We start from the raw sequence: 24,680 nt of genomic DNA, 5'->3' as shown, positions 1-24,680 counted from the left end.
TTTACTCCGTTTTATTTAATCCTGCACGGATGCGGCTGAGTGACTGGGGAGTTACTCCGATGTATCCGGCAATCTCTTTCAAGGGGACATGTTGGAATATTTCCGGCATTTTCTTCAGGAAAGCCAGATAGCGTTTTTCTGCTTTCGGGCAGTAGAGGTCAATCAGTTGGTCGTCTGTATTGAGGAGTATATCCACATATAGACCCTGAAGCCAGTTGGAAAAGTCCTGCGAAGATGCCGATAGTTGCTGTATCGTACTCTTCTTCATTTCAATAGCGACACTGTCACAGGAGGAAGAAATGCTAAAGCGAGAAGGTAATCCCCTGATATATCCCCATGAGGAGAAGATGGTTTCTCCGGGAACGGCAAACCATAAGGTGTAATCTTCTCCGTCTCGCTGTATATGTGCCCTCCAGATACCCTGGCTGATAAAATAGATAGAATCGTCGATCTTGCCTTCACCTATAACGACACTCCCCTTGGGGAAGTGGAGTGTACGTATGGTTTGGCGGAGTAGCAGGAGTTCCTGTCTATTCAGCTTGCAATATTTCTTGATTCTGTTTATCAGCTCTTCCATATGTATATGCCTTGTCTTTCAACAGCAAAATTACAATAATTACTGTTGTTGCAAAATCGCCGGTAGCAACAGAAAGCCATATTCCGGTAACTCCGAACCATAAAGGCAGGCAGAAAAAGAACAATACAGGTAATATACCCCGTAATATTGTAAGCCCTATTGCCCGCTTTACCCGTTCGATACTGGTATAATAGCCGATGGTAATGATATTGATACCAAAGAATACATAATCAATAGCAAACAACGGCAAGCCAAATGCGGCATATTCCCATGCATTACCTGTCTTTTCCGGTAAGAAAAGCGATACAATACCATTGGCATAGAAAGAGAACAAAGCTGTAATAAACAAGCCAAAAACGATTGCATAGGTAAGCGACAAGCGCGTAGCCTGATTGGAACGTTCCATCTGCCCGCATCCGTAATTATAGCTTATGATAGGCTGGGCAGACTGCACCATCGCATTGAAAACCATGAATATAATAGGAAACAAGTAACAGATTATGCTGTACGCAGCCACCCCGTCGGCTCCCAGATGATGCATAAACACATAATTACCCGTAATAGCCATTATAGCTAATGTGATTTCACTCAGGCATGAAGAGATTCCCAGTTTGAGAATATACCAGGTATTCCTCATAGTCAAAAGTATACTCTTGGAGCTCATTTTCAACTTTGCAAATCTTACCATTACGCTGGGATATAATAAGTAGACAAAAAGCATGATTGCCCCAACAGCTTCACCGATACCGGTAGCAACAGCAGCACCGAACAAGCCCCATTCAAAAATGAAGATAAATATATAGTCAAGCACTATGTTGATAACTGTAGCTATCAGCATAGCCCACATGGCATAATTCGGATTGGTTTGCCGGACAAAGAAGGGTAGAGAAACCGTTAATACCAGGAACGGGATACTTAATGCAAACCAGAAAAGATATTCTACAGCCATCGGCAGCAGATAGTCGTCGGAACCACATAAAGTTGCTGCTTTGTGAGGAAACAAAGTGAGCAATAAAGTCATTATCAAAACGAAGATCAATAATACCGAAGTAGCCTGTGTTACGTTAATATTCGCCACTTTAGGCTTACCTCTGGAGAGATTGATCGATGAAAGAATACCACCTCCCATACCAAACATCAGCCCAATACCGGCCGATATCATAGCTATCGGAGCAGCAATGTTAACAGCTGCCAAAGCATCACTACCAATGCCACGTCCAACGAAAATACCATCAACTACTGTAAACAAAGCCGCAGATATCATCCCCAACAGAGCAGGAAAGAATTGTTTTGTAAATAACTTGCCTACGGCTAATGTTTTAAAATCAAGACTATCTCTTTGCATATTCTATTTTTTTCAGAAAACGGATGCAAAAATAGGTCTTATACTTTTGATACTACTTACCAATTGGTAATAAATGCAGGCAGCTGTCTATAATATTACTTGATTTTATAAGCCATTAATGCACTACCATGACGAATATACAATATACCATTTACGATGACAGGATGCGCCCAATGCGGACCTTCGCCCTTTGTGATACGAAATTCACTGACAACATCAAATTTATTAGCCGTAGGACGTACTAAGCCTACACCTCCCCGGCGTTCGTCATAGCAATAAAGCATGCCATCGGCAGAAACAACAGATCCCTTCCCTTTACCTCCGCTCCAGGCTTCTTCATATTTTGTTTCTCCGCTATTCCAGTCTACAGCTACCCAATTCCCTTGGTTGTTATTAATCCAGTTGGAACCATAGATTATATCATTTACAAGTACATAGCCTCCATGATGTGTATCCAGGTCATTGTTATTCCATAAGAGCGTTACACCGCTAAGGTCATCATTCAATTGCAGCATATACGCACCAATGTCATACCCATGGCAGAAGAAGATACGTCCATCTTTGTATAAAGGGCTGTTTGGAGCGATATTCGGCCAATCGCCACCCCGTCCTCCTTCTCTGGCAGGGGGTGCCCATTCCCTGAATGTCCAATCGATATCTCCGGTTTCAGGATTCACGCCAAATACACTTTTTGCTGTAGAACCAATAATCTGTCTTTTCCCTTTATATGTTATTAAAAGAGGTGATACATAAGCGCCTATATCTCCTAATGGCTTGCTTTTCCAGACGGTTTCTCCGGTTTCAGCATTGAGTGCTACGATTGTAGTTTGATCACCGGCTGGTGTATAGATCATTTTATTGTCAAATACCAGCGGACATTCGGAAGTACCCCAGGTTCCTGTTTTATGCTCAAAAACGTCTCCTCCGTTTACCTTCCATACAATAGCTCCATTTTCAATATTCAGGCATACAATTTCTCCCGTCCCACTCACCATATACGCCTTGTTTCCTTCAATAGTTGGTGTAGTGCGGGTTTCCGGATAGGTTTTATCCCAGGGTTTACCATATTCTACTTCATACAGCTTTTTTCCATCCAGGGTATAAGCCGAAAAGATCTCCATTGTTTCATCTTCATTCATTCCGGTTATATACAGATGGTTATTTACAATAACAGGGCTGGAATATCCTTTTCCGGCATCCAGTGTTTCCCATAATAATTCCGGGCCTTCGGAAGGCCATGTCTTCAATAATCCTGTTTCAGGATATATCCCATTTCTTGTTGGTCCTCTCCATCCGTAGGGAGACTGTGCATTCATATACGATGGAATAAGACTGATTACGAAAAAAATAACTGCGATTTGCTTCATACTCATAAACTTTTAATAATATGTCAATTAGTTGTCATTAACAACCCATGATTTAAATTCTGCTGCTTTATTTTTACTGATATAAATACGTTCAGGGGTTTCTATATCCAATGTTACCATCAGGCGGTTGTCAAACCAGATCGTAATATTCTTCACACTGTCACGAGAGATAATAAATTGCTTGTTGGCACGGATAAAATCAGCCGGATTCAATGTAGAAGCAATTTGCTCCAGTGTCTTGGAATAGGCATAACAATTACCGTCATTCAGGTAGATTTGTGTGTTTTTATCTGTTGTATAAAAACAAGAGATGTCTTTCATATTTATCGGCAGCAATTTGTCTTTGACAGGTATAAGCATTTTATCTTTAAAACGGCTCATCTGAGGCAAATTGGTCATTTGTGCCATATATTGTACTACCTCCGTACGGGTCCATTTTCCAAACTTAAACAAGGCGCGCTCCAATTCCTCTGCCTTGATAGGTTTCAATAGGTAGTCAATACTATTCACTTTAAATGCCTCGATAGCATACTCATCATAGGCCGTTATGAAAATAATAGGTGTTTCTACGTTTATGCTCTGAAAGATGGCAAAAGCCGAACCATCCGACAGGTGGATATCCATCAGTATCAGGTCTGGGGGCGGATTATTCAGTAACCATTGAACTGTTTGAGTGATACTTTCTGTATTTCCAAGTATCTCAATAGCCGGGTTAATCTCGTTCAGAATATCCGTCAGGTTCTCATAAGCAGCCGTTTCATCTTCTACTATCAATACTTTCATAATTCTGACTATTACTTTAAGGGTAAGTAAACATTAAATATTTCTCCGTCGTTTTCAATTCGGATCTGTTTATTCATCAGTAAAGAGAATCGATTTTCCAGATTCTTGATCCCTGTTCCATTGGTGTCGCTGGGGGATAATTTAGGGTGGATTGGGTTGGAAACAACCAGTTCCGAACATTCATTCAGGCGGATGGAAACTTCCATCTTGTGTTGTGAGTCGATTGTGTTGTGTATAACTACATTATCTATTAGCGGAAGCAAAGAAAGAACCGGAATTCTGAGTTCCTTTCCCTTTGTGTCAACCTGTATGTCGAATGACAGTTTATTAGCAAAACGAACCTCCATCATATAGCGGAAGGCATGTACAAACTCCAGTTCTTCTTCCAGTGTAACCAATCCTTTTTTATCGCTTTGTAAAATATACCGGAATACGTCCGACATTTTGTTTACATAAGCCAGTGTTTTTTCGTCATCTTTTTTCCGGATTAAGGCTGTTACCCCATTCAGCGAATTAAAGAAAAAGTGAGGATTAATCTGATTAGTCAAGGCATCATAGCGGCTTTTCAGATTCTCAACTTTGAGTTGTTCTATTTCCTGTTCTTTCTTTCGCTGCACATTATACATCATGAATACGTGTCCTGCAAAAGTAGAAACAATATGAACCACAAAGAACTGAAACAACAATATGCTACCGAAACCATGGATGCTTTTATTATAAAGATATAAAATAAGAACAAAGAGTAAATAAGCCGGAACTGTTATCAGAAGCGTCTTTAAAAAGCGCTCCATAAAAGGTAGATCCTTTTTCTTTTTCAGGTTATAAATTAATAGCAACCATATCAATACAACAAAAAAGAAATACCTTATAAAGAAAAACAACAGATGACATCCATGCTTCGAGTCATCCATGAAACTCAATTCCCATGGAAGGAACGCAATATTGGGATATACAATAAAAATTGCACTAAGCAGACTGATGAGTACCAACCTGTACGAACTATATATATCTGTGATTTTCATGTTACAAATTTGAAGATCATTTATTATTCCACTTCTGTTTTTACTATTTTCTTGACAAATAGGATGATGCACCCGATAAAGAAGGCTGTAAAAAGGAAGGCCAATAGCCAGACCCATATACCGGTATTCATAAAGCTGATACTTACTCCTACAATGGAACTGATAACTCCGGTTGCGATAGCGTAAAGTGGTATAAGTACGTTTTCTTTATAGAGGGTTTGTTCTATCTTCTGATGGGTAAAGCCAAGCGTTTTGTACAGCTCTATTTCCTTTCTGCGCATGGAGAGGTTTTTGCGGATAACGATAATAAAACTCATGATACCTACTAACAAACCTAAGCCTCCTAATGTCAGGAAGATAGTCAGGTAGGTATCGGTTACGCTATTGAACTGTTTCAGCCTGTCATTGGTCGTAGTAACGCGTACTCCGTATTCATTGAGTGCCTGAGAAAGAAGTGTTTTCACCTCTTCTCTTTGCGATTCGTCTACTTTCAGAAGGAAGACTTCGCTTCCGCTTGTTTCTTCCCATATGTCAGAGAAGTATTTCTTGTCTATCAGGATATGTCCCTGAAAGATAGAATTAGAGAGTGTTCCGGATAAGCGAATCCCCACGCGCTGCCCTCTGTCTCCTTCATAAAAGAGCGTATCTCCCAGAGCCATCCCAAGGCTCCAGGTAAGCACTGTTGCATCTACCAAAGCGGGATATACATCCTGTACCTCGTTTAACGGATAAGGATTTTGCTCTATCCGGAAATCATGCGTCAATAGGGCATCCATGTCTACTCCTAAAACGGTAGGGGTAGAGACTTTATTCAGGTTCAGACAGCTGGCGTCATCTGCGCTATAACGCAGGCATTGCATAATCTCGGCATCATCAGGCAAGGCTGTGAGGGATAGCTTTTCACGCCCGGCTTGTGTCGACATATTGTGATACACAGGAACACTACTTTCGCACCAGAGGGAGAAGCCCCCGGTTCCGGTTTTAATCTGCGAACTATCAGCAAAACCTTTCCGGTTTAATCCTACGGAAAAGACGATAAAAACACCCATTGTCAAGGTTACGAACGATAAGATAGCCTGCTTCTTGTTGGCCAATAAGGTACTCCATATCAGTTTCTCAGAAGTAAAGCTGTTAGTAGAAGGGGTGCCATTCCGGCAAATCAGATAATCTCCCCACAAGGCAGCAGTTCCAATCAGGATAATCCCCACTAGTACAAAGAGGATTACGGATTGCAAAAAGAAGAAATTAAATCCGCTTACTGCCAGGGCAAGGATACTTGCTGTTATAGCCAAGCCTTTTTTATATTTCAGTGAGTGCTTTCTTCGTTTATTATCAACCTTTTTATCTTTCAGACTACGTACTATTGTACGACGAAGCAGCCATAAGGAGAGAAGGATACCAACTAGAAATCCCAGCGCTATAGTAAGGAGATGGGGATAAACCGCGAATCCTTCGGTATGGGTGGCCCCTTTCCACACATTACCCAATAGCCACATTATAAGGCTGGTGTAGAGTATCCCTAGGATCACTCCACCTACAGAGGAAGCCAATACAACAGGGGCAGCTTCCGTCCAAAGTATCCTTGTGATGCGCTTTTGTGTATATCCCAAAGACTTCAATAGGGCGATTTCATGGCGTCGTTGATACAGCATTTCCGATAAGGGTATAATCAGTAACAGCATGGCTGACACAATGATAAAGAATCCCAAAGCCAGAAAAAGGCTGGAGAAATCCACTCCGTTTTTCGCTGCATATAAACCGGCTTCCCGGGGATGAATCAGTTGGATACCAAACATATCGGATTGTAATTCAGACAAGTCGGGCGCTGTATTTAACATACGCACAGCCGTAGCATTTCCGTAAGCATTTCCCCAATGGCCGGCCACTGCCTCATAGGAGAGAATGGCTTTAGGAGTACTGCGATACTGCTCCCAATAGGCCTCGTCTTCATCGCTTATCAGGCTCATATCGATGGGTAAGTCGCTATCCCAGTCGGTACAGCGTTCTACATTGGAAAGGCCCGGAAAATCGGCACTTAAACTCTTATCTTCCTGCAGTTCGCTTAGTGGGACTATCTTTTTCACCAACAAAGAGAGCTTCTCTGTCTTCAGGGTTTTTAGGTCTTGCGAGGTGAAATAACTTACTGTCACCCAGTCTCCCGGCTTCGCTTGCAGGCGGTTGGCCGAATAATCCGAAAGGATGATCTCGTCTTTTTGCAGCACTTCTCCCTTATAGCGATCCATGGCCGTTACAAAAGAGTAGGGGATAGATGTACTATCCCGTTCAATAGCGTTGGCCAGATAGGAGAACAGGCGGTTGGGCTCACGATTGTTCCGGCTGATTGTTTCTACCACCTTTTCTTGCAGGAATACCCGATCTGAGCTTATTTCCGTAAATCCTTCTTTCTGAGTTATAAATAAACCTGAGAATGAGTAATTCCATACCTGTTTCAACTCCTCCTCCGATACTTTTTTGTCGCTTAATATCAGGTTGATCTTCCCTTCCGTTTCCATCGCTTCAGCCAGTTCTTTCCGGTTTACGAAGATATTGAGAGGAATAAGTTGTTCGTTCTTCATGCTGATATTGCCCCCTTCTTCCAGGCTTACAAGGCCATCGTAAGCCAGGCGCATACTGCTGGTATAGTTCTCCGTAACAAACAGAGAACCCGAAGGAACCAGTCCGGAAGCAGGCAGCCGAAGTATGATAGCATCCGGCTTTTCTTGCCCTAACTCCTTCAGCAGAGCCGGGTTGACCTTGGCTGCACCACCTGATATCGGGATATCATCAACACCCCATACAAAGACAGGGACTAACTTTCCGTTTTGAGAAATAAAACCGTTTGTCAGCAACATACCTCTGGCCGATCCATCAAACAAAGGGCTGTCTGCCAGCTTCTCATCCATGAATGACTGACGGGAAAAGAGGATAGATTCGGTATTCCCAAGCCGCTCTGTTACACGCTTGACAAGTGTTGTACGCACAGAATCGCCTACTACCAGGCTACCCACGATAACAGTTACAGCTATAAGGACAGCCACAGCTATAAGCCTGTAGTAACGGGTATAAAACCGTATGTTCTTATATGACAGATCGCTGAACTTCACTGTAAAACACCATTTTTAAGAGTAAGTATGCGATGGGCTGCCGAAGACGTTTCCTCTGAATGGGTTACCATGATAATCGTGGTACGTACATGCGTATTTATCTCGGACAACAATAGGGCTATATTCCGGGCATTTTCAGCATCTAATTGTCCGGTCGGTTCATCTGCTAAAAGTAGCAAGGGCTTCATAATCAATGCGCGGCAGACGGCAACACGACTGGCTTCTCCCCCCGATAAGGTATGCGGGTATTGATTTGCCACACCGGTAATATGTGTCAGTTCCAACAGATGCCTGGCATACTCAACCTCTTCAATACTAGCCTGAGAGCGATAGGCAAGGGTAGGCAACAGTATATTTTCCAGCGCCGTATACTGAGGCATCAAGCGGTGATCCTGAAAAACAAACCCGATCTGCTTATTACGTACAAGCGAATGATCTACCCCCGGCGTAGTCATCTCCACACCATCCAGCAGATAACTTCCTTCATCCGCAACAAGCAATGTCCCCAGAATAGATAACAAAGTCGTCTTACCCGATCCCGACACTCCCTTAACCGCCACAAATTCCCCTTTACCGACCGACATATCCAGCCCTCGCAAAACATGATTCACCCGGTTCTCCCCGTCCTGATAGCTCTTCTGTATGTTTGTTAATTGTATCATATAGAATCTTATTTTTTTCCAAAACAAAGCAATGTGCCTTTGGCGGTTAGGATCATGAAATGGTTTTTGATGATGGCGGGTGAGCTTACGATTTGTTCGCCTGTGTCGTATTCCCATTCCAGCTTGCCGTTGGATGCATCCAGGATAGAGACTATGCCTGTCTTGGTGCATATAATTAGCTTGTCATCGCATACTACCGGAGAGCTTTCCCCTACATTTCCTTTCAGCATGTATTCCCAGGTTTGCTTGCCGTTGATGCGGCTTATGGCTTTGATATTCCGTTCGCCCGAAAGGAAGTAAAAAGCCTCTCCCGAAATGGCAGGAACGGATACAAAAGAGCCTTTTTCGCTATCTCCGGAGATCATTTTCTTGTGGCGGATGATCTTGCCGTTTTCAAGCATCAGTTTATAGATATTCCCCGAATAATCACCCACATAGCAATAATTTCCCATAATGGCCGGAGAGGCCGGGACATAGGCCTCCAAAAGCAGGGAATCGGTCTGTACACCTGTCTGGCAGTCTATGATGCGTACCCAGGAGTCGCAACCTCCGAAGATAACATATTTCTTCCAGAGCGCAACAGCTCCGTTCAGGTAATAACCCGATTCAAAACGATTTATCTCTTCTCCGGTCTGATAATCCACGCAATACAGGAAATTGTCGTAACTGCCGAATACAACAGCCTTTTGCCCTTCAAAATCCACAATATTAGGCGAAGCAGATACTTGCCCCATGGTCTCATAATTCCATAGCGTATCTTTTGTGGCAAGGGATATGGCAGTCATAAAGCCATCGATCCGACCGATATACAAGGCAGAGTCGTAGATCATGGGAGTAGCTTCTACAGCCGTTGCCAGGTTATATTCAAAGGCCAACTCCCCGTGAATGTCAACCCCCCGTACAAGTCCCCGTTTGTCGCACCAGTAAGTCGTTCCACCTTTTACAACAGGAGACGATACGGTGCGCGTATCGCTTTTATAGCTCCATAACAGAACCGGGTTTTTGGGAAGCTGATGCTCCGTATAGCCGCTTAAAGCCGAGTTGCCGCGAAACAACAGCCAATCCATATCATCCGAACTGTCCGAAAAGCCACTTCCGCTTATGCAGGATGTCAATATCATTGCCAGAAGGATGCAGAACGCAGAACGCAATATATAGATCGCTCCTGTGGGGCACATTTCAGCCAGTTTGGGAGAGACGTTTGCCCGGTTTTCTTCCGGTAATACTACCTGCATGCCGAAGCCCCGGTCTTTGAAGGTGAAGCCGTTATCGCTGTTGTAAACACATATTCCGCAGCGGATGCATTTGGCTTGTTCAAACCATAGATCCTCTTTTATGTGCATCTTATTCATAACCGGAAGGGTAGAAGAGGCATCGTAGCGCGAACGCTTAATACCCTCTGCCGTAGCATATAAACGCAGTTTACACTCCGTACGTCCGGAGCAGGCACAATGCAGGCAACGCGAGGGTGTATTTACGGTCTCTTTCAGGCGCTCCCTCTCTTTCTCCGTAAATCGTCCCAAACGAGACTGGAAGCTGTTTTTGTCTGTATTGTGTATCTTTATTTCTTCAGCCAAAGAGGCTGTATCAAACATGCCGGCAAGTTCTTTTATGATCTCCCGGATAGACACCGCCTGATCGATTGTTCCCCGGCGGCAAGCCTTTTCACAAGGGGCTTTGCAGTTATCGCAGCCTATCTCGGGCAAGGCAAAGGCGGCAGCTATTACGGCATGTGCTTCCGGGTATTTCCCCGCATCGTAATAGCTCAGCATCTGCTCTATTTCAAGCTTTTGGGGACATACCATCGCACAAGGGGCTTCACAATCCGCCCGGTGATCGCTCAGCAGCAACTCCAATGACAAGGAGCGTACTTTGCGCACCTCCTCGCTATCTGTCGTAATCTGCATACCTTCTGTAGGATAGGTAGTACAGGAGGGGATGATCTGACCGTTCGCCGCATTCTGCACAGCACATACCATGCAGGAAGACTTATGCTTCGCTCCTTTGGCATAGCATAAGGACGGGATAGTGTGCCCCATCCGGCGAGCCGTCTCCAATATCGTCTCACCGCTTTTTGTTTCTACCTGATCGTTGTTTATATATATCAACATAACTTTTTATATAGCCTGTTGATGTTTTTTGCTTCTATCTACCTCTGTTTTTATTTAGACGTACCTCTAAATCGATTTACACCTACCTCTAAATAAAATTAGACCTACCTCTAAATTGATTTACACGTACCTCTAAATTATTTTGAACGTACATTAAAACCAAAAGAAGCCATTTTAAGCCAAAAAAACATCAAGCAGTCGTTACTACTTTATCCTTATAGTTTACATGCTCATTCAGTGCCACTTTACGGATGGCATTAAAACTACATTCATCAATACACAAGCCGCACTGTACGCAGGTTTCAACCTCTATACTGTGTATTTCGTAGGGGGTATAGGGGATGGCGTCTACCGGACAGGCTTTGGCACATTTGGTACAGCCTATGCATTCGTCGGTAACTACATATTTCACCATGTCTTTGCAAGTGCCTGTCTTGCAGACCCCTTTTACATGCTCTTCGTACTCTTCGCGGAAGTATTTCAAGGTGGTTAGCACCGGATTAGGAGCTGTTTTCCCCAAGCCGCAGAGCGACGATTTCTTTACATTCAGTGCCAGCTCTTCCAGCTTGTCTATATCGGCCATATCGGCCTTTCCGCTGCATATCTTGTCCAACAAATCAAGCATCCGGCGGATACCTACCCGGCAGAAGGTACATTTGCCGCAAGACTGTTCGCAGGTGAAGCTCAGGAAATAGCGGGCCATATCTACCATGCAGTCGCTTTCGCTCAATACCACCAGTCCGCCGGAGCCCATCATGGCGCCCATCTGGTTGAAGGCATCGAAGTCTACCTGCACGTCGCATAAATGCGCGGGAATACAACCTCCGGAAGGCCCTCCGATCTGTACGGCTTTCAGCTTCTCGCCACCTTCCACACCGCCTCCTATATCTTCAATGATCTGATTAAGCGTAACACCCATCGGTACTTCTATCAGGCCTCCGTGGCGTATCTTGCCTGCCAGGGCAAACACTTTAGTTCCTTTGCTACCGGAAGTGCCTATCCCGCCGTAATAGTCTGATCCGTTCCGCAGGATATAGGGGATTTGGCTCAGGGTTTCTACATTGTTGACAAGTGTAGGACGTCCGTTCAGGCCTTCTACGGCAGGGTAGGGAGGCCGCTGCTTGGGGAATCCCCGTTCGCCCTCTATGGAGGCTATCAGGGCTGTTTCCTCTCCGCAAACAAAAGCTCCGGCTCCTTCAAAGATGGAGATGTCGAACGAGAAGCCGCTTCCGGCAATGTTTTCGCCTATCAGGTTACGCTCCCGGCAAAGCTCCAGTGCCGTACGTATCCGCACCACCGCCAGAGGATATTCGGCTCGGATATAGAAGACTCCTTTGTCCGCCCCTACAGCATATCCGGCGATAATCATTCCTTCAATTACACGGAAGGGGTAAGATTCCAGCATCATACGATCCATAAAGGCTCCCGGGTCGCCTTCGTCTCCATTGCATATCACATATTTTTCTTTTTTAGGTGAAGCAGCTACGATCTCCCATTTCTTTCCTGTGGGGAAACCGCCTCCGCCACGCCCACGAATACCGCTGGAAAGGATACTTTGGATCACTTCTTCGCGTGAACGGGACGAGACTATAGCTTTAAGTGCTTCAAATCCACCGCTGGCCACATATTCATCAATATTCAGGGGAGCCAGAAAGCCATATCCTTCTGTAGATATGTGTTTCTGTCCGGAAAGGAAGCTGTCTATTACACCCGTCCGCTCGTTTTCGCCCTTCCATATCACATTATCCCAAGTAATATCGGTATGGAAGGTGTCGATATGATTCAACAGGCTGTTTTTTAATCGTTTTAAATAGCCCGCAGGTTTGAAGTGATGATGCAGTATTTCCTTTATTTCAATTGCTTTTACATTGGGGTAGCGGGTAATGGAGCTGTCGGGAAGCACTACATCAATCAGCGGTACTTTATTACAGACCCCTACACAGCCTACAGGCTTGATATTTACCTCTATACCCAATTCATCGGAAGCCGTCAGCAATTCTTTGTATATATCCGAAGATCCGCTGGCCTGGCAGCACGAGCCCATCCCCAGACGTATTTCTCCTGCCACCTGGCGTTGCTCCTGTTTGTTCTCTTCCTTTTCCTTCTTTTCTTGCAGGTTCAGGAAATCATCAATTACCTCGTTTACCTTTCCGGGCATGACATGCCCATATATTTTCTCGTCAATCTGCACGACAGGAGCCAATGTACAGCAGCCCAGACAGGCGATCTTCTCTATTGAAAACAACTGGTCGGAAGAGGTAATGCTGCCGTCTTCCATCTTCAGTTCGCGGCGGAATGAGTCATACACATTGCCGGCTCCTTTCACGTGACAAGCCGTTCCGGTACACACCTTGATCAGATGCTTCCCGTAAGGAATATGCCTGAATTGGGAGTAAAAGGTGGAAACACTAATCAGTTGCGCCCGGTCGATTTCCGTCCGTTCATACACCCGCTCGATAGCCTCTGAAGGCAGATAGCTAAACGCCTCCTGCAAAGCCTGTAACAAGGGGATAATCACCTGTCGCGAGGTTCCGATTCTGTCGATAATTGCATCTACCTTAGGAATCAGGTCTTCCGCTTTGTTATTATGTTCACACGTACAATTCATTCTTATTTGTTTTCTACACAGTATATGCTTTTTTCTGTTCGTACCACGATTTTTCCGTCAGTAAAGGCGGGTGTGGCAAAGGTTCTCTCGCCTGTTTCAAAGGATGCCAGCAGGCGGAAATCATTATCAGCCGAGAAGATATGCATCTTTCCGTCATTGCTGAAGAGGTATATCTTACCTTCGGCTATCACCGGAGAAGAGTAGAATTCGGTATTCAGTTCATGCTCTTTGCGGAGTTCTCCGGTCTGAGTATCATAAGCTGCCACTACACCGTAGCTGGTTGCCAGGTACAGATTATCCTTTGTAGCAACCGGGCTGGCAACTTCGGGCAGGAAATCATTCCCTTCCCATAACAGGCTTCCGTCTGCTGCATTGATGGCTACCATCTTGGCATATTCGCTTGCCCCAAACACCAGTCCGTTAGAGCTACAGGCGCTTGATCCTACTTCTCCGGTCATGCATTCCACCCGCCAGAGCTGTTCGCCATTGTTCGGGTTATAAGCTGTAATGGCGGGGTTTCCCATCAATACCAACTGCGGGGTATTATTGACATAGGCGATGATTGGGGAGCTCCAGGTAACTTTCTCTGTCCGGCTTTTGCTCCATCGTTCGGCACCTGTAGCAAGATCTAAAGCCATGACCTTAGGGGAGTTCTGGTTGTCGTACTGTACAATCACCAGATTACCAAAAATAAGGAGAGAAGAAGCATATCCGTAATGATTGTCCGGTACCCCCAGGTTCTTAGCCCATAGTTGTTTACCCTCCATATCGGCACAAAGGATATCTCCGGTAGCAAAGATGGCGCATACCTGTTTGCCATTTGTAGCTACACTAGAGGCTGCCAATCCGGTATCTTCCGTAGTTTTAGGCATTTGCGAAGGAGAACCGGGGATATTAGCGGCTGCCAGTGTCCAACGCTTTTCTCCGGTAGTCAGATCGTAGCAATAAAGCTCACGAGCCTGTGCATCGGCCCCTGAGAAGAAAACGTTATTTCCATTGATAACCGGTGAGTTATATCCCTGTCGGGGTATATCCTGCTTCCAGGCAATATTGGTTCCGCTGCCTAACTCCCATTTAACAGGTACCCCTTTGGCCGAAGATATCCCGTTGGAGTTATTACCCCGGAAGGCATTATGTGTTACTTTAGACACAACTACTTGTGGAGCGGCTTCTTCTACAGCTGTTTCCACCAGCTGAGTCGTATCTGCTTCCGATACGATTTCCGGCTCAGCAGGAGTGTCTGTTTCTGTTTCAGGCAGCTCTGTGGGAGCTTCCGCTAAATCGGCTAGCACTTCAACCGGCTCTGCTGTTTCTGCCTGTGGTGTAGCCTTCAGATAAGGCGAACTCAGGAAGACAAATACCAACCCTATGGCTGCTATGCCGGAGGCTATCCATATCACGTATTTCCGGGCTTCTGTCTTGATGGCCCATTCGTCTATCGGGTCTATTTCTTTACCCGGTATTTCTTTATCATGTGCGAAATAGAGACGGATGCAGATGATAAACACCAACAACATACCCAATAGGATATAAACTCCCACCATCAGATGATCCATCCGGATAAAATAAGCCTTCCGGGCCAACAAATCCAGTTGGCGGATCTGTTCCTGCAAAGCCGGATTATTGGCATTCTGATCGTTTATCTCTTTCAGCGTTTCTACCACTTCTGTCTGTAGCGGTGTAGTACCTCTCACCTGAAAATAGTTGGTAATCAACATAATCGAAAAGGTAACGATAAAGATAGCCGACACAATGGCTACATTTCTAAGAATTGATTTCTTCATTGTTTTTGATTCTGAGGACAATAACTAAAACATTTGCCGCATGCTACACAATCCGCATGGTCTATCTCATATACTTTATGGGTTCGTTTGACAGATAAACTGATCAGTGTCATGCCTATTACAAATCCGATCAAGGCTCCGCCTATTGTGGAGTAGAAACGAAAGTCGGCCTGAATTTGCTCTTGTTTTTCTGTCAGTTCTTCTACTACCCCTCCTTGTCCGTAGAAGGCTTCCAACTCCAAAGAGAGGATATCCTGCGGATTGGCTTCCTGTTGAATCACCATATCGTACAGCCGTACATCCTTGTTGACACGGCTCAGACTACTACTGGCAGAACGCATCAGGAATGCCCCGGCAACTACCATTAACGGGAGGATCAGGAAATAATTTACGATACGTTTTACCCCTTGCAGACGCTTCTCTTTCACTTTGTTGTCGTAAGGCGGTTTGATAGCATCTACCGGACAGGCATTATGGCAAAGTTCGCAATTAATACAAGGCGTCTTCGTCAGTTCTACCTTCCAGATGGACACCCGTGAAAAAAGGCTCAGCAGAGCGCCATACGGACAAATAAAGCGGCAGAATGGCCTTCCCGTGAAGATAGCAGCAATAAGCAAAAGCACTCCGAATATGATTAGTCCGATATCTCCTCCCAAACGGAAAATTCCGATAAACGGGTCGAACCGGCAAATAATAAAACTACTTCTGGTAATGGCATACAAGACCGCAAAGATCAGGTATATCCAGGGGATCATACCTAATACACTTGCCAGTGCCTTTGGCAATCTGTAATTCTTCAAATTCACCAATTCCTGCAAAGCACCGAAGGGGCATACCCCGGCACAAAAGACCCTGCCAAACAGAAAGGCAAACAGTATAGGTAGGATGAAAAAAAGAAATACCGATATGGGCAACACATACGTATTATCAACCAAAGCTAACGAAACATTCTGAATAGAGCCTATACTGCAAACACAGCCGCTACGGAAAAAGCCGAAATAAGCAACAGAGATAAGAGAAACCCATATCACAGGCTTACGCGTCTGCCGCTTTATCACAGCCCATGAGACAATGCTCATCAATACAACCAGTAAGATAATATCGATCGCCACCCATAAAGTTTCATTGGGCACCAGGTATTGTATATCCGGATATTGGTATCCCGATTCAAAATCAGGTTTGGGAAACCTGTTTTGAGCGCTTACTTCCGCCAGAAGTAACAAAGACATACACGCAAATAGTAATTTCTTCATCTTCAACCTTTGAGTTTATATGCTACAGAAAGAGGCACGCGGGATATCGCGTCGGATGCACATACGGTAGCGATCTTACATTCATTACAATCTTTGCACAAGTCACGTTTGATTTGCAAATAGAGAGAGCCATTGCCAAACGAACTACAGCCTTTCACACACTTTCCACATCCGTTACACAGGCTTTCGTTGATGGTATATTCGAAATAGGGATCTTCTACAAACTGGCGCTCAATGGCTCCGGTAGGGCACATCAGGTTCTCTGCTGCTGTATTCAACTCTTTTACATTGGAGCGATAGTATCCTCCACACAGGTCGCAATATCCACATACCATATTGGCATGGAAGCATTTTACAGCCGAAACCGGAAGCACACAATGCGTTTCGCAACGTCCGCATTGGGTACACTTCTGCGGATCAATCTGCCAATACAGGCTTGCCTCCTGCTCCTTCACCTTGCCGATCAGTCCACCCGATACCGCAAGAATCGAACCACCCGCCACCGCTGTTCCCAAAGCCTGTAAAAACTTCCGTCGCGCTATCGGGCTCCTGTTATTTCCGTTCTTCTCCTTCATACACAATTCATATTCAATCAAATAAAAAAAACGTGCAAACTCTTTATCGGTTTACACGTTTTTGTAATAAGAAATATATGCTTTTTATTATCGAATAATCTTTTTTAGCTTGGAAGGCTCTTGCCGAACATCCCAAATAGCAGCAATATAGATGTTGTTGTTTTCTATTTGATATACTATTCGAAGAGTTGCTGTTTTACGATAGTAATTGTAGATACTTTCAAGCTCTTCAATAGCTTCCGAATCCCAAAAGGCTACCATTTTTTCATTTCTTCTTCAAGTTCATCTGCACTAATGCTTAGTCCCAGACGTCGCTGTTCTTGCGCTCTCAGAAGTGATGCCATGCGCTCTTCGTGTGTGTAGGGGAGACCTGGAATACGTCCGCTTGTTTTCTGATCGACAGATTCTTCTCCGTAAAAATCAAGTGCAGGCTCTTGTACAGTAGCAGTAGATTCTTCATATTGGTAGTTCAAATCTGAATCTTCAAATATCCTTATAGAGCCATTGTTATTCTTTTCGAGAGAGCGGATGATATTCATCAGGCTTTTGCCTATTTCTGTTGTTTCATCTATGATGATTGTAGTCATATCTTAGCTATTTTGGTTATTTTTAGCAAAGATACGAAAAACGTGTAAACCAATAAGTCAAAGAGCACTTATATTCTCTGTTTGGAGAGAATATTATATGTTAATTCCTTCTCGTAGGGGGCAGTTTGCCTTGCAATCCGAGCAGGCTGTTTTGGCAGCCAGAGTTTTGTCGTATTGGAAGGTTGATATTTGGTTCTTGCCGGCTACGAATAGTTTGTCATTATCTACTTTGATGTCGTAGGCTGTGTTGCCTCCGCCAAGGGCTTTGCTGTCGAGCAACATACTTCGGAACTCGCCATTGCTTCCGTAACAGCTGATGCGCGGATTTCCTTTTTCAGAAGTAACGATTTCTCCTGTAGAGGTGGCGGACAGATGAACCGGATTACAACATCCGCAGAACATACCGATAGCGCCTCCTGCTTTGCCGAAAGAGCCCAGATATTCTCCGTCTGTAGAGTATTTCTCTACTTTGTGTCTGCCGGAGTTGGAGCAATAAATGATTCCGTTTACATACGTAATGCCAAATGAATAACTGGGTATAATAAAGCCGTCGGGGCTCTGAATAAATCGTACAAAATTACCTTCTGTTGTGTATTTGCAGATGTTTTTATTGGCAGCATCGGTTACAAACAGGGAACCAGAAGCAATAACCATAGAACAATAGTCTGATAGCTCACTGCATGCTTCCCAATCCCGAAGTAGTTCTCCGTCTTTGGTATATACTTCGATACGTGTTGGGAAAAGCAGGTAAATAGCCTCATGATCCACTACAATGTCACGAAGTTCGCTTCCGATAGCGAAATTATTGAGCAATCTCCCCGTACGATCATATATCGAGAGATTGTTAGGCATTGCAACAAGCAGATTATCACCTGCCAATTCAAAAGCCTCTATCTGATCAGGAACACTAAACGATAAGAGCCGTTTATAAGGTGATACAAAGGTGTTTTTCTGCACATTGGAAGTATCACCTCTCGACAAACGAGATCGTTTGTGAAGCAGTACAGCGGAAAGCCCCGTTAGACTTCCGCCTGCAGCTACAGAAGCGCAAATCTGCAGGAACGTCTTACGCGAAATCTTTTCTTTATTTTCTTCGTTTACTAACTTGCTCATGGTTTATACGATTTTGAGACAATTTACATTATGAGCATCCCGTACAATAAGCATTCCATCAGCATAGGCCAATGGCCCCCAGGCATCTGCACCATCCATGATCCGCTGCTTTTTCAGTAATTTCATACTTTTCGCTTGTACTTCATATACATATAGTTCGCCGTCATCCTTGAAAACGAACAGTTTATCGTTGATTATGATGTAAGGACCCAGCCCGAAGCGCTCGTCGGCTGCAGAAGTCCAGACCGGCGAATGTAAATCAGAGGGAGAATAATACACCAGTTTGCCCCGGTGTCCTCCGGCGTCTTTCGGCATAACACTGATGATCATATTATTGTAAAAAATAGGTGTTTGCTGTTCACTGGACAATCCTTCGTTCGGCTTGTACTGATCTGTTACGGTAGCCGTCCATTTGCCTGCTGAATGATCCACACGCAATAAGGCACCTCCGGTACCATATCCGGCAACCATGAATATCTGGTTGGAGGATAGTTGGAGTGGGGAAGGCGCTACTACAGAAGGCTGCCATTTACTTGTTTCCCACAGCAAGGTCCCCCGATCGCTCTCTTCTGCCGATACCCCGCATACACCTCCTACGCTAATATAGACATACGTCTTTTTACCTCCTAATGTCATAGGCATGACAGACGAATGCGACATCTTATATTTAAGGGTATTAGGGGTCGTCCAGCGTATGTCTCCCGTCTGGCAATCCAGTCCGGCCAGTAATACTTCTTCCCCTGCCGGAGCCAGGATCAGGGTACCATTATCTACGCGGGGGCATTGTCCAGTGTACCAGAAGGGTACTTCTGTTTTGAACTCCTTTTGCATATCAAGCGACCATTTCATATCGCCCGTAACAGGATCACAGCACATTACATGTCCCTCCGGGCCGATCGTGATAATATAATCGTCGCTGATAGCCGGAACAGTGCGCGAAAAACCATGATTCCGTTTGATAGGCACCCGGTACCACCTACGCCATAGCTCTTTTCCGGTTTCCAGGGAGAAACAGCGTAAAGCATCAGAGCTTAGCTGCTCGTTATAGTCGAGGAAATACACCCGGCCATTGTATATCACCGGAGCCGCATGTCCTTCTCCGGTTTCCACACTCCACAAAACGGGGTATTCCTCTTCGGAAGTGAGAATACTTTCTGTTGTTTTAATAATATTAGTAGATAAAGCTCCCCGAAAACTACTCCATTTCCCTGTGAGTTCGGAAGAAGCATCATCATACTTCATAAAGAACTCACCAATCAGTACATCGTTTGCCGCACGGGTAGATCCCTCCGGCCTGTTATCCGCTCCCGGAGCCTGGATTGTAAGATTTTCATGAGGAGTATATACATGCCACCCAATTATGACACCTGTATAAATAAGTATCACGAATAGAGTTATGCCTGTTATTATCCTTTTCTTTTTCACCTTGAACTTATTTAATCTTATATGCCATTAATGTATCTCCATGTCTTACGTACATCACGCCTTTGTAAATAACCGGATGTGCCCAATGTTGCTCGGTTCCTAAGGTGATGGGGAATTGGCTGATTATTTCAAATTTCTCCGGATTTGGTTTTACTAATGCCATCTCCCCTTTTTCTGAGTAGCAGTATAACAAGCCGTCGGCAGCAATGATGTTACCTACAGCTATCGTATTGTCGGCATACATGATCTTTCCGGTTTGCCAATCCACACAATACCAGTTTGTCCGGTTGCCGGGACCATAGATGTAGTTTCCATATTTCATCACGTGACCTGTGGTATGGCCCAGTTCCTTCATTTCCCAGACAGGCAATACCTTCCTGCCGCCATCGTTCAAGCGCAGCATGAGAGCTCCTTGTCCGTAAGCACTCATAAAGAGCAACATATTATCACTATACACCGGCGTATTGGGATGTTCGCTAAAGCGGTTTGTATGGGGATATGACCAAAGCATTTTCCCGTTTGTAACATCTAGTCCCAGGATATGGTCGCCCATCATAAAAACAATCTGAGGTACTTCCTGGTCGTCGAGAAGGATAGGTGTTCCGTATCCGGATATCCCTTTCATACCTTCGGAACTCCAGATGATATCACCGGTTTCTTTGTTCAAAGCAAGGACATTATGCGTAGGGCCTCCCGGTCCGATAATCAGCTTTTCGCCTATGATCAGTGGCGGGCCATTCCAGCCGTGTTTCGTATTTTCCGCGCCATAATCCGCTGCATAATTCTTCTTCCACAACAACTTGAGGGTCTGCATATCGAAGCAAAACAGTTCGGCTATTCCACTTACGACATATACTTTCCCCTCGTGGGGAATAGCTGTACTGCGCGTACCTGTAAAGTTATCACCGGTAAACTCAGTGCCATACTCCACTTTGTTCAGTAGTTTGCCGTTCATATCCAGTACATACAGATAACCTTTCGCATCGGTAAATCCGGTAACAAAGAGTTTCTCCTGGTCTATGGAGACAGAAGAGAATCCAAAGCCTAATCCATCGAAGTGCCAAAGCAACTCAGGGCCTCCTGCGGGCCAGGATTTCATCAGGCCGGTTTCATTATATATTCCGGTATGATCGTTTCGCCATCCCACCTGAGCGGAAACACTCAATAGGCAACATGCCATTATTGTAAGAATGCCTAACTTTTTCATTCTATTTCACTTTATACGCCATTAAGGTGTTTCCGTGCCGTACATACATCGTTCCTTTGTATAGAACGGGATGTGCCCAATGTTGCTCGGTTCCAAGTGTTATGGAAAAACGGCTTACGATGTCGAATTTTTCGGGAGTTGCCTTTGCCAGTACCATATTACCGCGATCTGTATAGCAATAAAGCATGCCATCGTTGGCGATGATATTCCCCATAGCCAGGCCTTTTTCTTTCCACTTGATGTCACCTGTTTTCCAGTCTACACAGAACCAATACCTATTACTGTCGCCCGAGCCATAGGCATAATCACCTACTTTTACCATGGCACCGATACGGTTGTCTAATTCTTTGGAGAACCAAGCCTCTTCTATGCTTCGTCCGCCGTTTGTAAGGCGTAGCATTGTAGAACCTCTCCCGTATCCGCTTGTCAACAAGATCATATTGTCGCCATAAACAGGGGTATTCGCATGTACCGAATAACGGTTTTTGTTTTCGTGCGACCAGAGCTTTTTACCGTTTGAAGCGTCTATACCAATGATATGATCGGCTGTCATAGTAACTATGATAGGCACTTGCTGGTCTGTAATATAAAGAGGGGAGCAGTAAGCAGACAAATCACCTTCTCCCGGGCTACTCCAGATCAACGCTCCGGTATTTTTGTTCAAAGCCACCATGTTATGCTGTTTTCCTCCGGGTGTAGCGATCACTTTTTCGTCAATAATCAAAGGCGCTTCATTGATCCCCCATTCAATGTTGGATGCATTATATTCTTTCAAAAGATTCTTTTTCCAAAGGGTATTTAGGGTATTTTGATCAAAACAATAAATCTCGCCTATACCACTGACCAGATATATCTTGCCTTCATTAACCGTAAGAGTACCACGCGGGCCATTGTAACTACTTGCCCATTCGTCTCCATACTCCTTTTTATTCAGCAATTTACCATTCATATCAAAGACGTAAATATAGCCTTTCTTGTCAGTCATTCCTGTTAGGTAAATCTTATCCGAATCTATGGCAACGGAAGAGTGTCCTTCTCCCAATCCGTCATAATGCCATAGTAGGGTAGGGCCTGCATCCGGCCAAACCTTTAACAATCCCGACTCCTTGTATATTCCGGTGCGATCCGTTCCCCGCCACTGGATATTATCCTGGGCAAACAAATTAAGAGCAAAGAGAAATAAGAAGGTAACAATGATTCCTTTTTTCATGATGATATGTTTTTGTTATTGTTCAAAATTTCCAATTTAAAGTTGAAGAAATATGTATTTATATTTGTTTATATATCAGAAGATTAAAGTAAGTAAAAAATTGCAGCCATCCTTTTCCCAAATCGCACGTATGCGTTTTTGAAATTGCATGCGTGCTTTCTTCAAAACGCATGCATGCGATTTTTACTTTATATGGCTTATTGTCATTCATGGTTTGTTTCTTTAACGTTAAACATTGAATACTGAGCCTTAAACTTCTTCAACGCATTCAGTACAAAAGTGATATTATATAGTTTTTCCGAATACCACAAACGAGAGAAATAAAGGCCTATAGGCTCGGCTTGTAAGAGTTCGCCTGCTTCATACTTGCGGTAGAGATAATTAAACGCTTGCTCCATAACTTCCTGATTCGTTTCCGGATAGGACGATAAGGCACTCAACGCACGAGCCGTTAAGGTTACTTTAGAAGGTACATCCTTGGCTCCGCCCCAGCCTCCGTCTGTGTTCTGAACAGAAAGAATATATTTCAAGCCTTTGGAAACCATTTCATGGGCTATCGGATCTTTAGAACCAGCCAGGTATTCAACAGCCATTGCCGTAGCATATACTGGCGAACGTTCGTCTTTTGCCTGCTGATCGCCAAACCATAAAGGAGTCCAGGAACCATCAACAGCCTGTATTTTCTGCATCCATTTCAGCATCCGTTGCATACTGTTCCGGCATTTTTTCTGAAGATCAGCCGGCAGTACATCCATCCACAATTGAAAGGCCAGCAGGGAATGAGCCGAGATATCCGGACTACTCCTGTCAAAAGGGAGCTTTCCCCAACCCTTGCAGAAGGTAGGCATACCTCCGTCTTTATTCTGTAAGTCCAGCAACCACTCAATACCTTTTCCGACTTCCGGGCTATATACACCATCCTGCAATATATGAAGAGCTACCAACGAACCGGAGGTATCATCGGCATCCGGTACAGCACCTGTCAGGTCTGTCCAACCCCAGCCCCCTTCTTTTGCTCCTGTAAAAGGATGCTTGAAGGCAAAGGCATTCTTTCTGATGGTATCTGCTAAAGCCTGTTTGTTTGTAATATCATTACCCAAGGCACGTACACTCAGAGCTGTTACCCAGGCGGCCAGGTCGGTATCGATAGGCCATGCTCCGTCTTGGCGTACCGTATCTGTCAGAAATCCGGCACCACGCTGTGTAGCGATATGATCCCGGTATCCGGCAGCACTCATACACATGGCAACAAAAGCCGTTAAGGGAGCCGCTTCCAGGAATCCGCCATGGGTAGGTTGCAGCTTTTCAAGTACCTGTAACGATTTATTGATAAACGATTTGCGGATAGGAGATAATAGATTCTTTCTGCCTTTCTTATAACGTAAAATACCTACAGCAATCAGGGCAGGTATGGCATAACTGACAACCGGCAGACGGAAGAAGCGGAACAGTTTCTGAGGCAAGACAGATACTTCAAAAGGCAACTGAGGTATCTCATCCCAACTGGAGATAACACCCGCCAAGGCACACATTACCAGGATAGGAGCAGAGAAGGTTAAATCTTTTCCATAATAGGCAAGTACCCCTTTTATGATATGCTGATCGGTTGATCCTCCGAACTTCCCGCTCAGATATTCCTTCGTTTTCTCCGGCGGGCGGCCTACAGCACAAAGCGAAGCATAGGTAAGCAAGGTAGCTGTCATATTAGAAGGGCTTTCAATACTGTCACCCCAGGTACCTTCGGCTTTCATCGTTGCCTTCAGCCATTCGGTTCCATTATGAATAAAAGACGCGTACTTCTCTTTATCTACCATATATAAAGCGAAGACAGATACGGATGTAGAGATGGCACTTGAAGAAAGTTCCCCTCTCCACAAAGCCCCTTCTTGCGGCTGTTCGTCCAACAGTTGCTTCCGCAAGACATCGATCATACCCCCTAACCCCCTA

The 24,680-nt window shown here is 44.6% G+C and carries 18 protein-coding genes; all 18 read right to left on the bottom strand.

Annotation, left to right across the window (positions count from 1 at the left end):
• Nucleotide 1: 1 nt before the first annotated feature.
• Complete coding sequence (locus tag M2470_RS01690) at nucleotides 2-577, bottom strand: Crp/Fnr family transcriptional regulator (protein WP_280743036.1); 576 nt, start codon at nucleotides 575-577, stop codon at nucleotides 2-4.
• Nucleotides 531-1,922 carry an MATE family efflux transporter gene (locus tag M2470_RS01685; RefSeq protein WP_280743037.1) on the bottom strand — a complete coding sequence of 464 codons (1,392 nt, stop codon included), beginning with the start codon at nucleotides 1,920-1,922 and terminating at the stop codon, nucleotides 531-533. Before M2470_RS01685 ends, M2470_RS01690 begins: the two co-directional genes overlap by 47 nt.
• A 95-nt stretch (nucleotides 1,923-2,017) precedes the next feature.
• The gene (locus M2470_RS01680) at nucleotides 2,018-3,289 is read right to left on the bottom strand and encodes a PQQ-binding-like beta-propeller repeat protein (protein WP_280743038.1); all 1,272 of its coding nucleotides are present in this window, start codon (nucleotides 3,287-3,289) and stop codon (nucleotides 2,018-2,020) included.
• Nucleotides 3,290-3,316: 27 nt separating this feature from the next.
• A complete protein-coding gene (locus M2470_RS01675) occupies nucleotides 3,317-4,072 on the bottom strand; it encodes a LytTR family DNA-binding domain-containing protein (protein WP_280743039.1) in 756 nt (251 codons plus the stop codon).
• Between the two features lie 11 nt (nucleotides 4,073-4,083).
• Entirely contained in the window at nucleotides 4,084-5,094 is a 1,011-nt protein-coding gene (locus M2470_RS01670) for a histidine kinase (protein WP_280743040.1), read from the bottom strand.
• A 23-nt stretch (nucleotides 5,095-5,117) separates the two neighbouring features.
• On the bottom strand, nucleotides 5,118-8,198 hold the full coding sequence (locus M2470_RS01665) for an ABC transporter permease (protein ID WP_280743041.1): 3,081 nt from the start codon (nucleotides 8,196-8,198) through the stop codon (nucleotides 5,118-5,120).
• Nucleotides 8,195-8,860 carry an ABC transporter ATP-binding protein gene (locus M2470_RS01660; protein ID WP_280743042.1) on the bottom strand — a complete coding sequence of 222 codons (666 nt, stop codon included), beginning with the start codon at nucleotides 8,858-8,860 and terminating at the stop codon, nucleotides 8,195-8,197. Before M2470_RS01660 ends, M2470_RS01665 begins: the two co-directional genes overlap by 4 nt.
• Nucleotides 8,861-8,868: 8 nt before the next feature.
• On the bottom strand, nucleotides 8,869-10,971 hold the full coding sequence (locus tag M2470_RS01655) for a PQQ-binding-like beta-propeller repeat protein (protein ID WP_280743043.1): 2,103 nt from the start codon (nucleotides 10,969-10,971) through the stop codon (nucleotides 8,869-8,871).
• 190 nt (nucleotides 10,972-11,161) lie between these two features.
• Nucleotides 11,162-13,579, bottom strand: a complete 2,418-nt coding sequence (locus M2470_RS01650; protein ID WP_280743044.1) for an NAD(P)H-dependent oxidoreductase subunit E — start codon at nucleotides 13,577-13,579, stop codon at nucleotides 11,162-11,164.
• Between the two features lie 2 nt (nucleotides 13,580-13,581).
• Complete coding sequence (locus M2470_RS01645; RefSeq protein WP_280743045.1) at nucleotides 13,582-15,363, bottom strand: PQQ-binding-like beta-propeller repeat protein; 1,782 nt, start codon at nucleotides 15,361-15,363, stop codon at nucleotides 13,582-13,584.
• Nucleotides 15,360-16,616: a 4Fe-4S binding protein gene (locus M2470_RS01640; RefSeq protein WP_280743046.1), complete on the bottom strand. Its 1,257-nt coding sequence runs from the start codon at nucleotides 16,614-16,616 to the stop codon at nucleotides 15,360-15,362. Before M2470_RS01640 ends, M2470_RS01645 begins: the two co-directional genes overlap by 4 nt.
• Before the next feature lie 2 nt (nucleotides 16,617-16,618).
• Nucleotides 16,619-17,191, bottom strand: a complete 573-nt coding sequence (locus tag M2470_RS01635; RefSeq protein WP_280743047.1) for a ferredoxin — start codon at nucleotides 17,189-17,191, stop codon at nucleotides 16,619-16,621.
• 254 nt (nucleotides 17,192-17,445) lie between these two features.
• Complete coding sequence (locus M2470_RS01630) at nucleotides 17,446-17,778, bottom strand: hypothetical protein (protein WP_280743049.1); 333 nt, start codon at nucleotides 17,776-17,778, stop codon at nucleotides 17,446-17,448.
• A gap of 93 nt (nucleotides 17,779-17,871) precedes the next feature.
• A complete protein-coding gene (locus tag M2470_RS01625) occupies nucleotides 17,872-18,891 on the bottom strand; it encodes a hypothetical protein (RefSeq protein WP_280743050.1) in 1,020 nt (339 codons plus the stop codon).
• A 3-nt stretch (nucleotides 18,892-18,894) separates the two neighbouring features.
• Nucleotides 18,895-20,316, bottom strand: a complete 1,422-nt coding sequence (locus M2470_RS01620) for a PQQ-binding-like beta-propeller repeat protein (RefSeq protein ID WP_280743051.1) — start codon at nucleotides 20,314-20,316, stop codon at nucleotides 18,895-18,897.
• A 7-nt stretch (nucleotides 20,317-20,323) separates the two neighbouring features.
• Nucleotides 20,324-21,523, bottom strand: coding sequence for a PQQ-binding-like beta-propeller repeat protein (locus M2470_RS01615; protein ID WP_280743052.1), 1,200 nt, complete (start codon nucleotides 21,521-21,523; stop codon nucleotides 20,324-20,326).
• Between the two features lies 1 nt (nucleotide 21,524).
• Nucleotides 21,525-22,733 (bottom strand): PQQ-binding-like beta-propeller repeat protein, encoded by a 1,209-nt coding sequence (locus M2470_RS01610; protein ID WP_280743053.1) that lies wholly within the window; start codon nucleotides 22,731-22,733, stop codon nucleotides 21,525-21,527.
• 203 nt (nucleotides 22,734-22,936) lie between these two features.
• A complete protein-coding gene (locus M2470_RS01605; protein ID WP_280743054.1) occupies nucleotides 22,937-24,664 on the bottom strand; it encodes a prenyltransferase/squalene oxidase repeat-containing protein in 1,728 nt (575 codons plus the stop codon).
• Between the last annotated feature and the right edge of the window lie 16 nt (nucleotides 24,665-24,680).

The organism is Parabacteroides sp. PH5-46 (assembly GCF_029892785.1).
Classification (GTDB): Bacteria; Bacteroidota; Bacteroidia; order Bacteroidales; family Tannerellaceae; genus DFXE01.
Note: the sequence above shows the minus strand (reverse complement) of the source record. Positions and strands in the feature narration are given on the sequence as shown.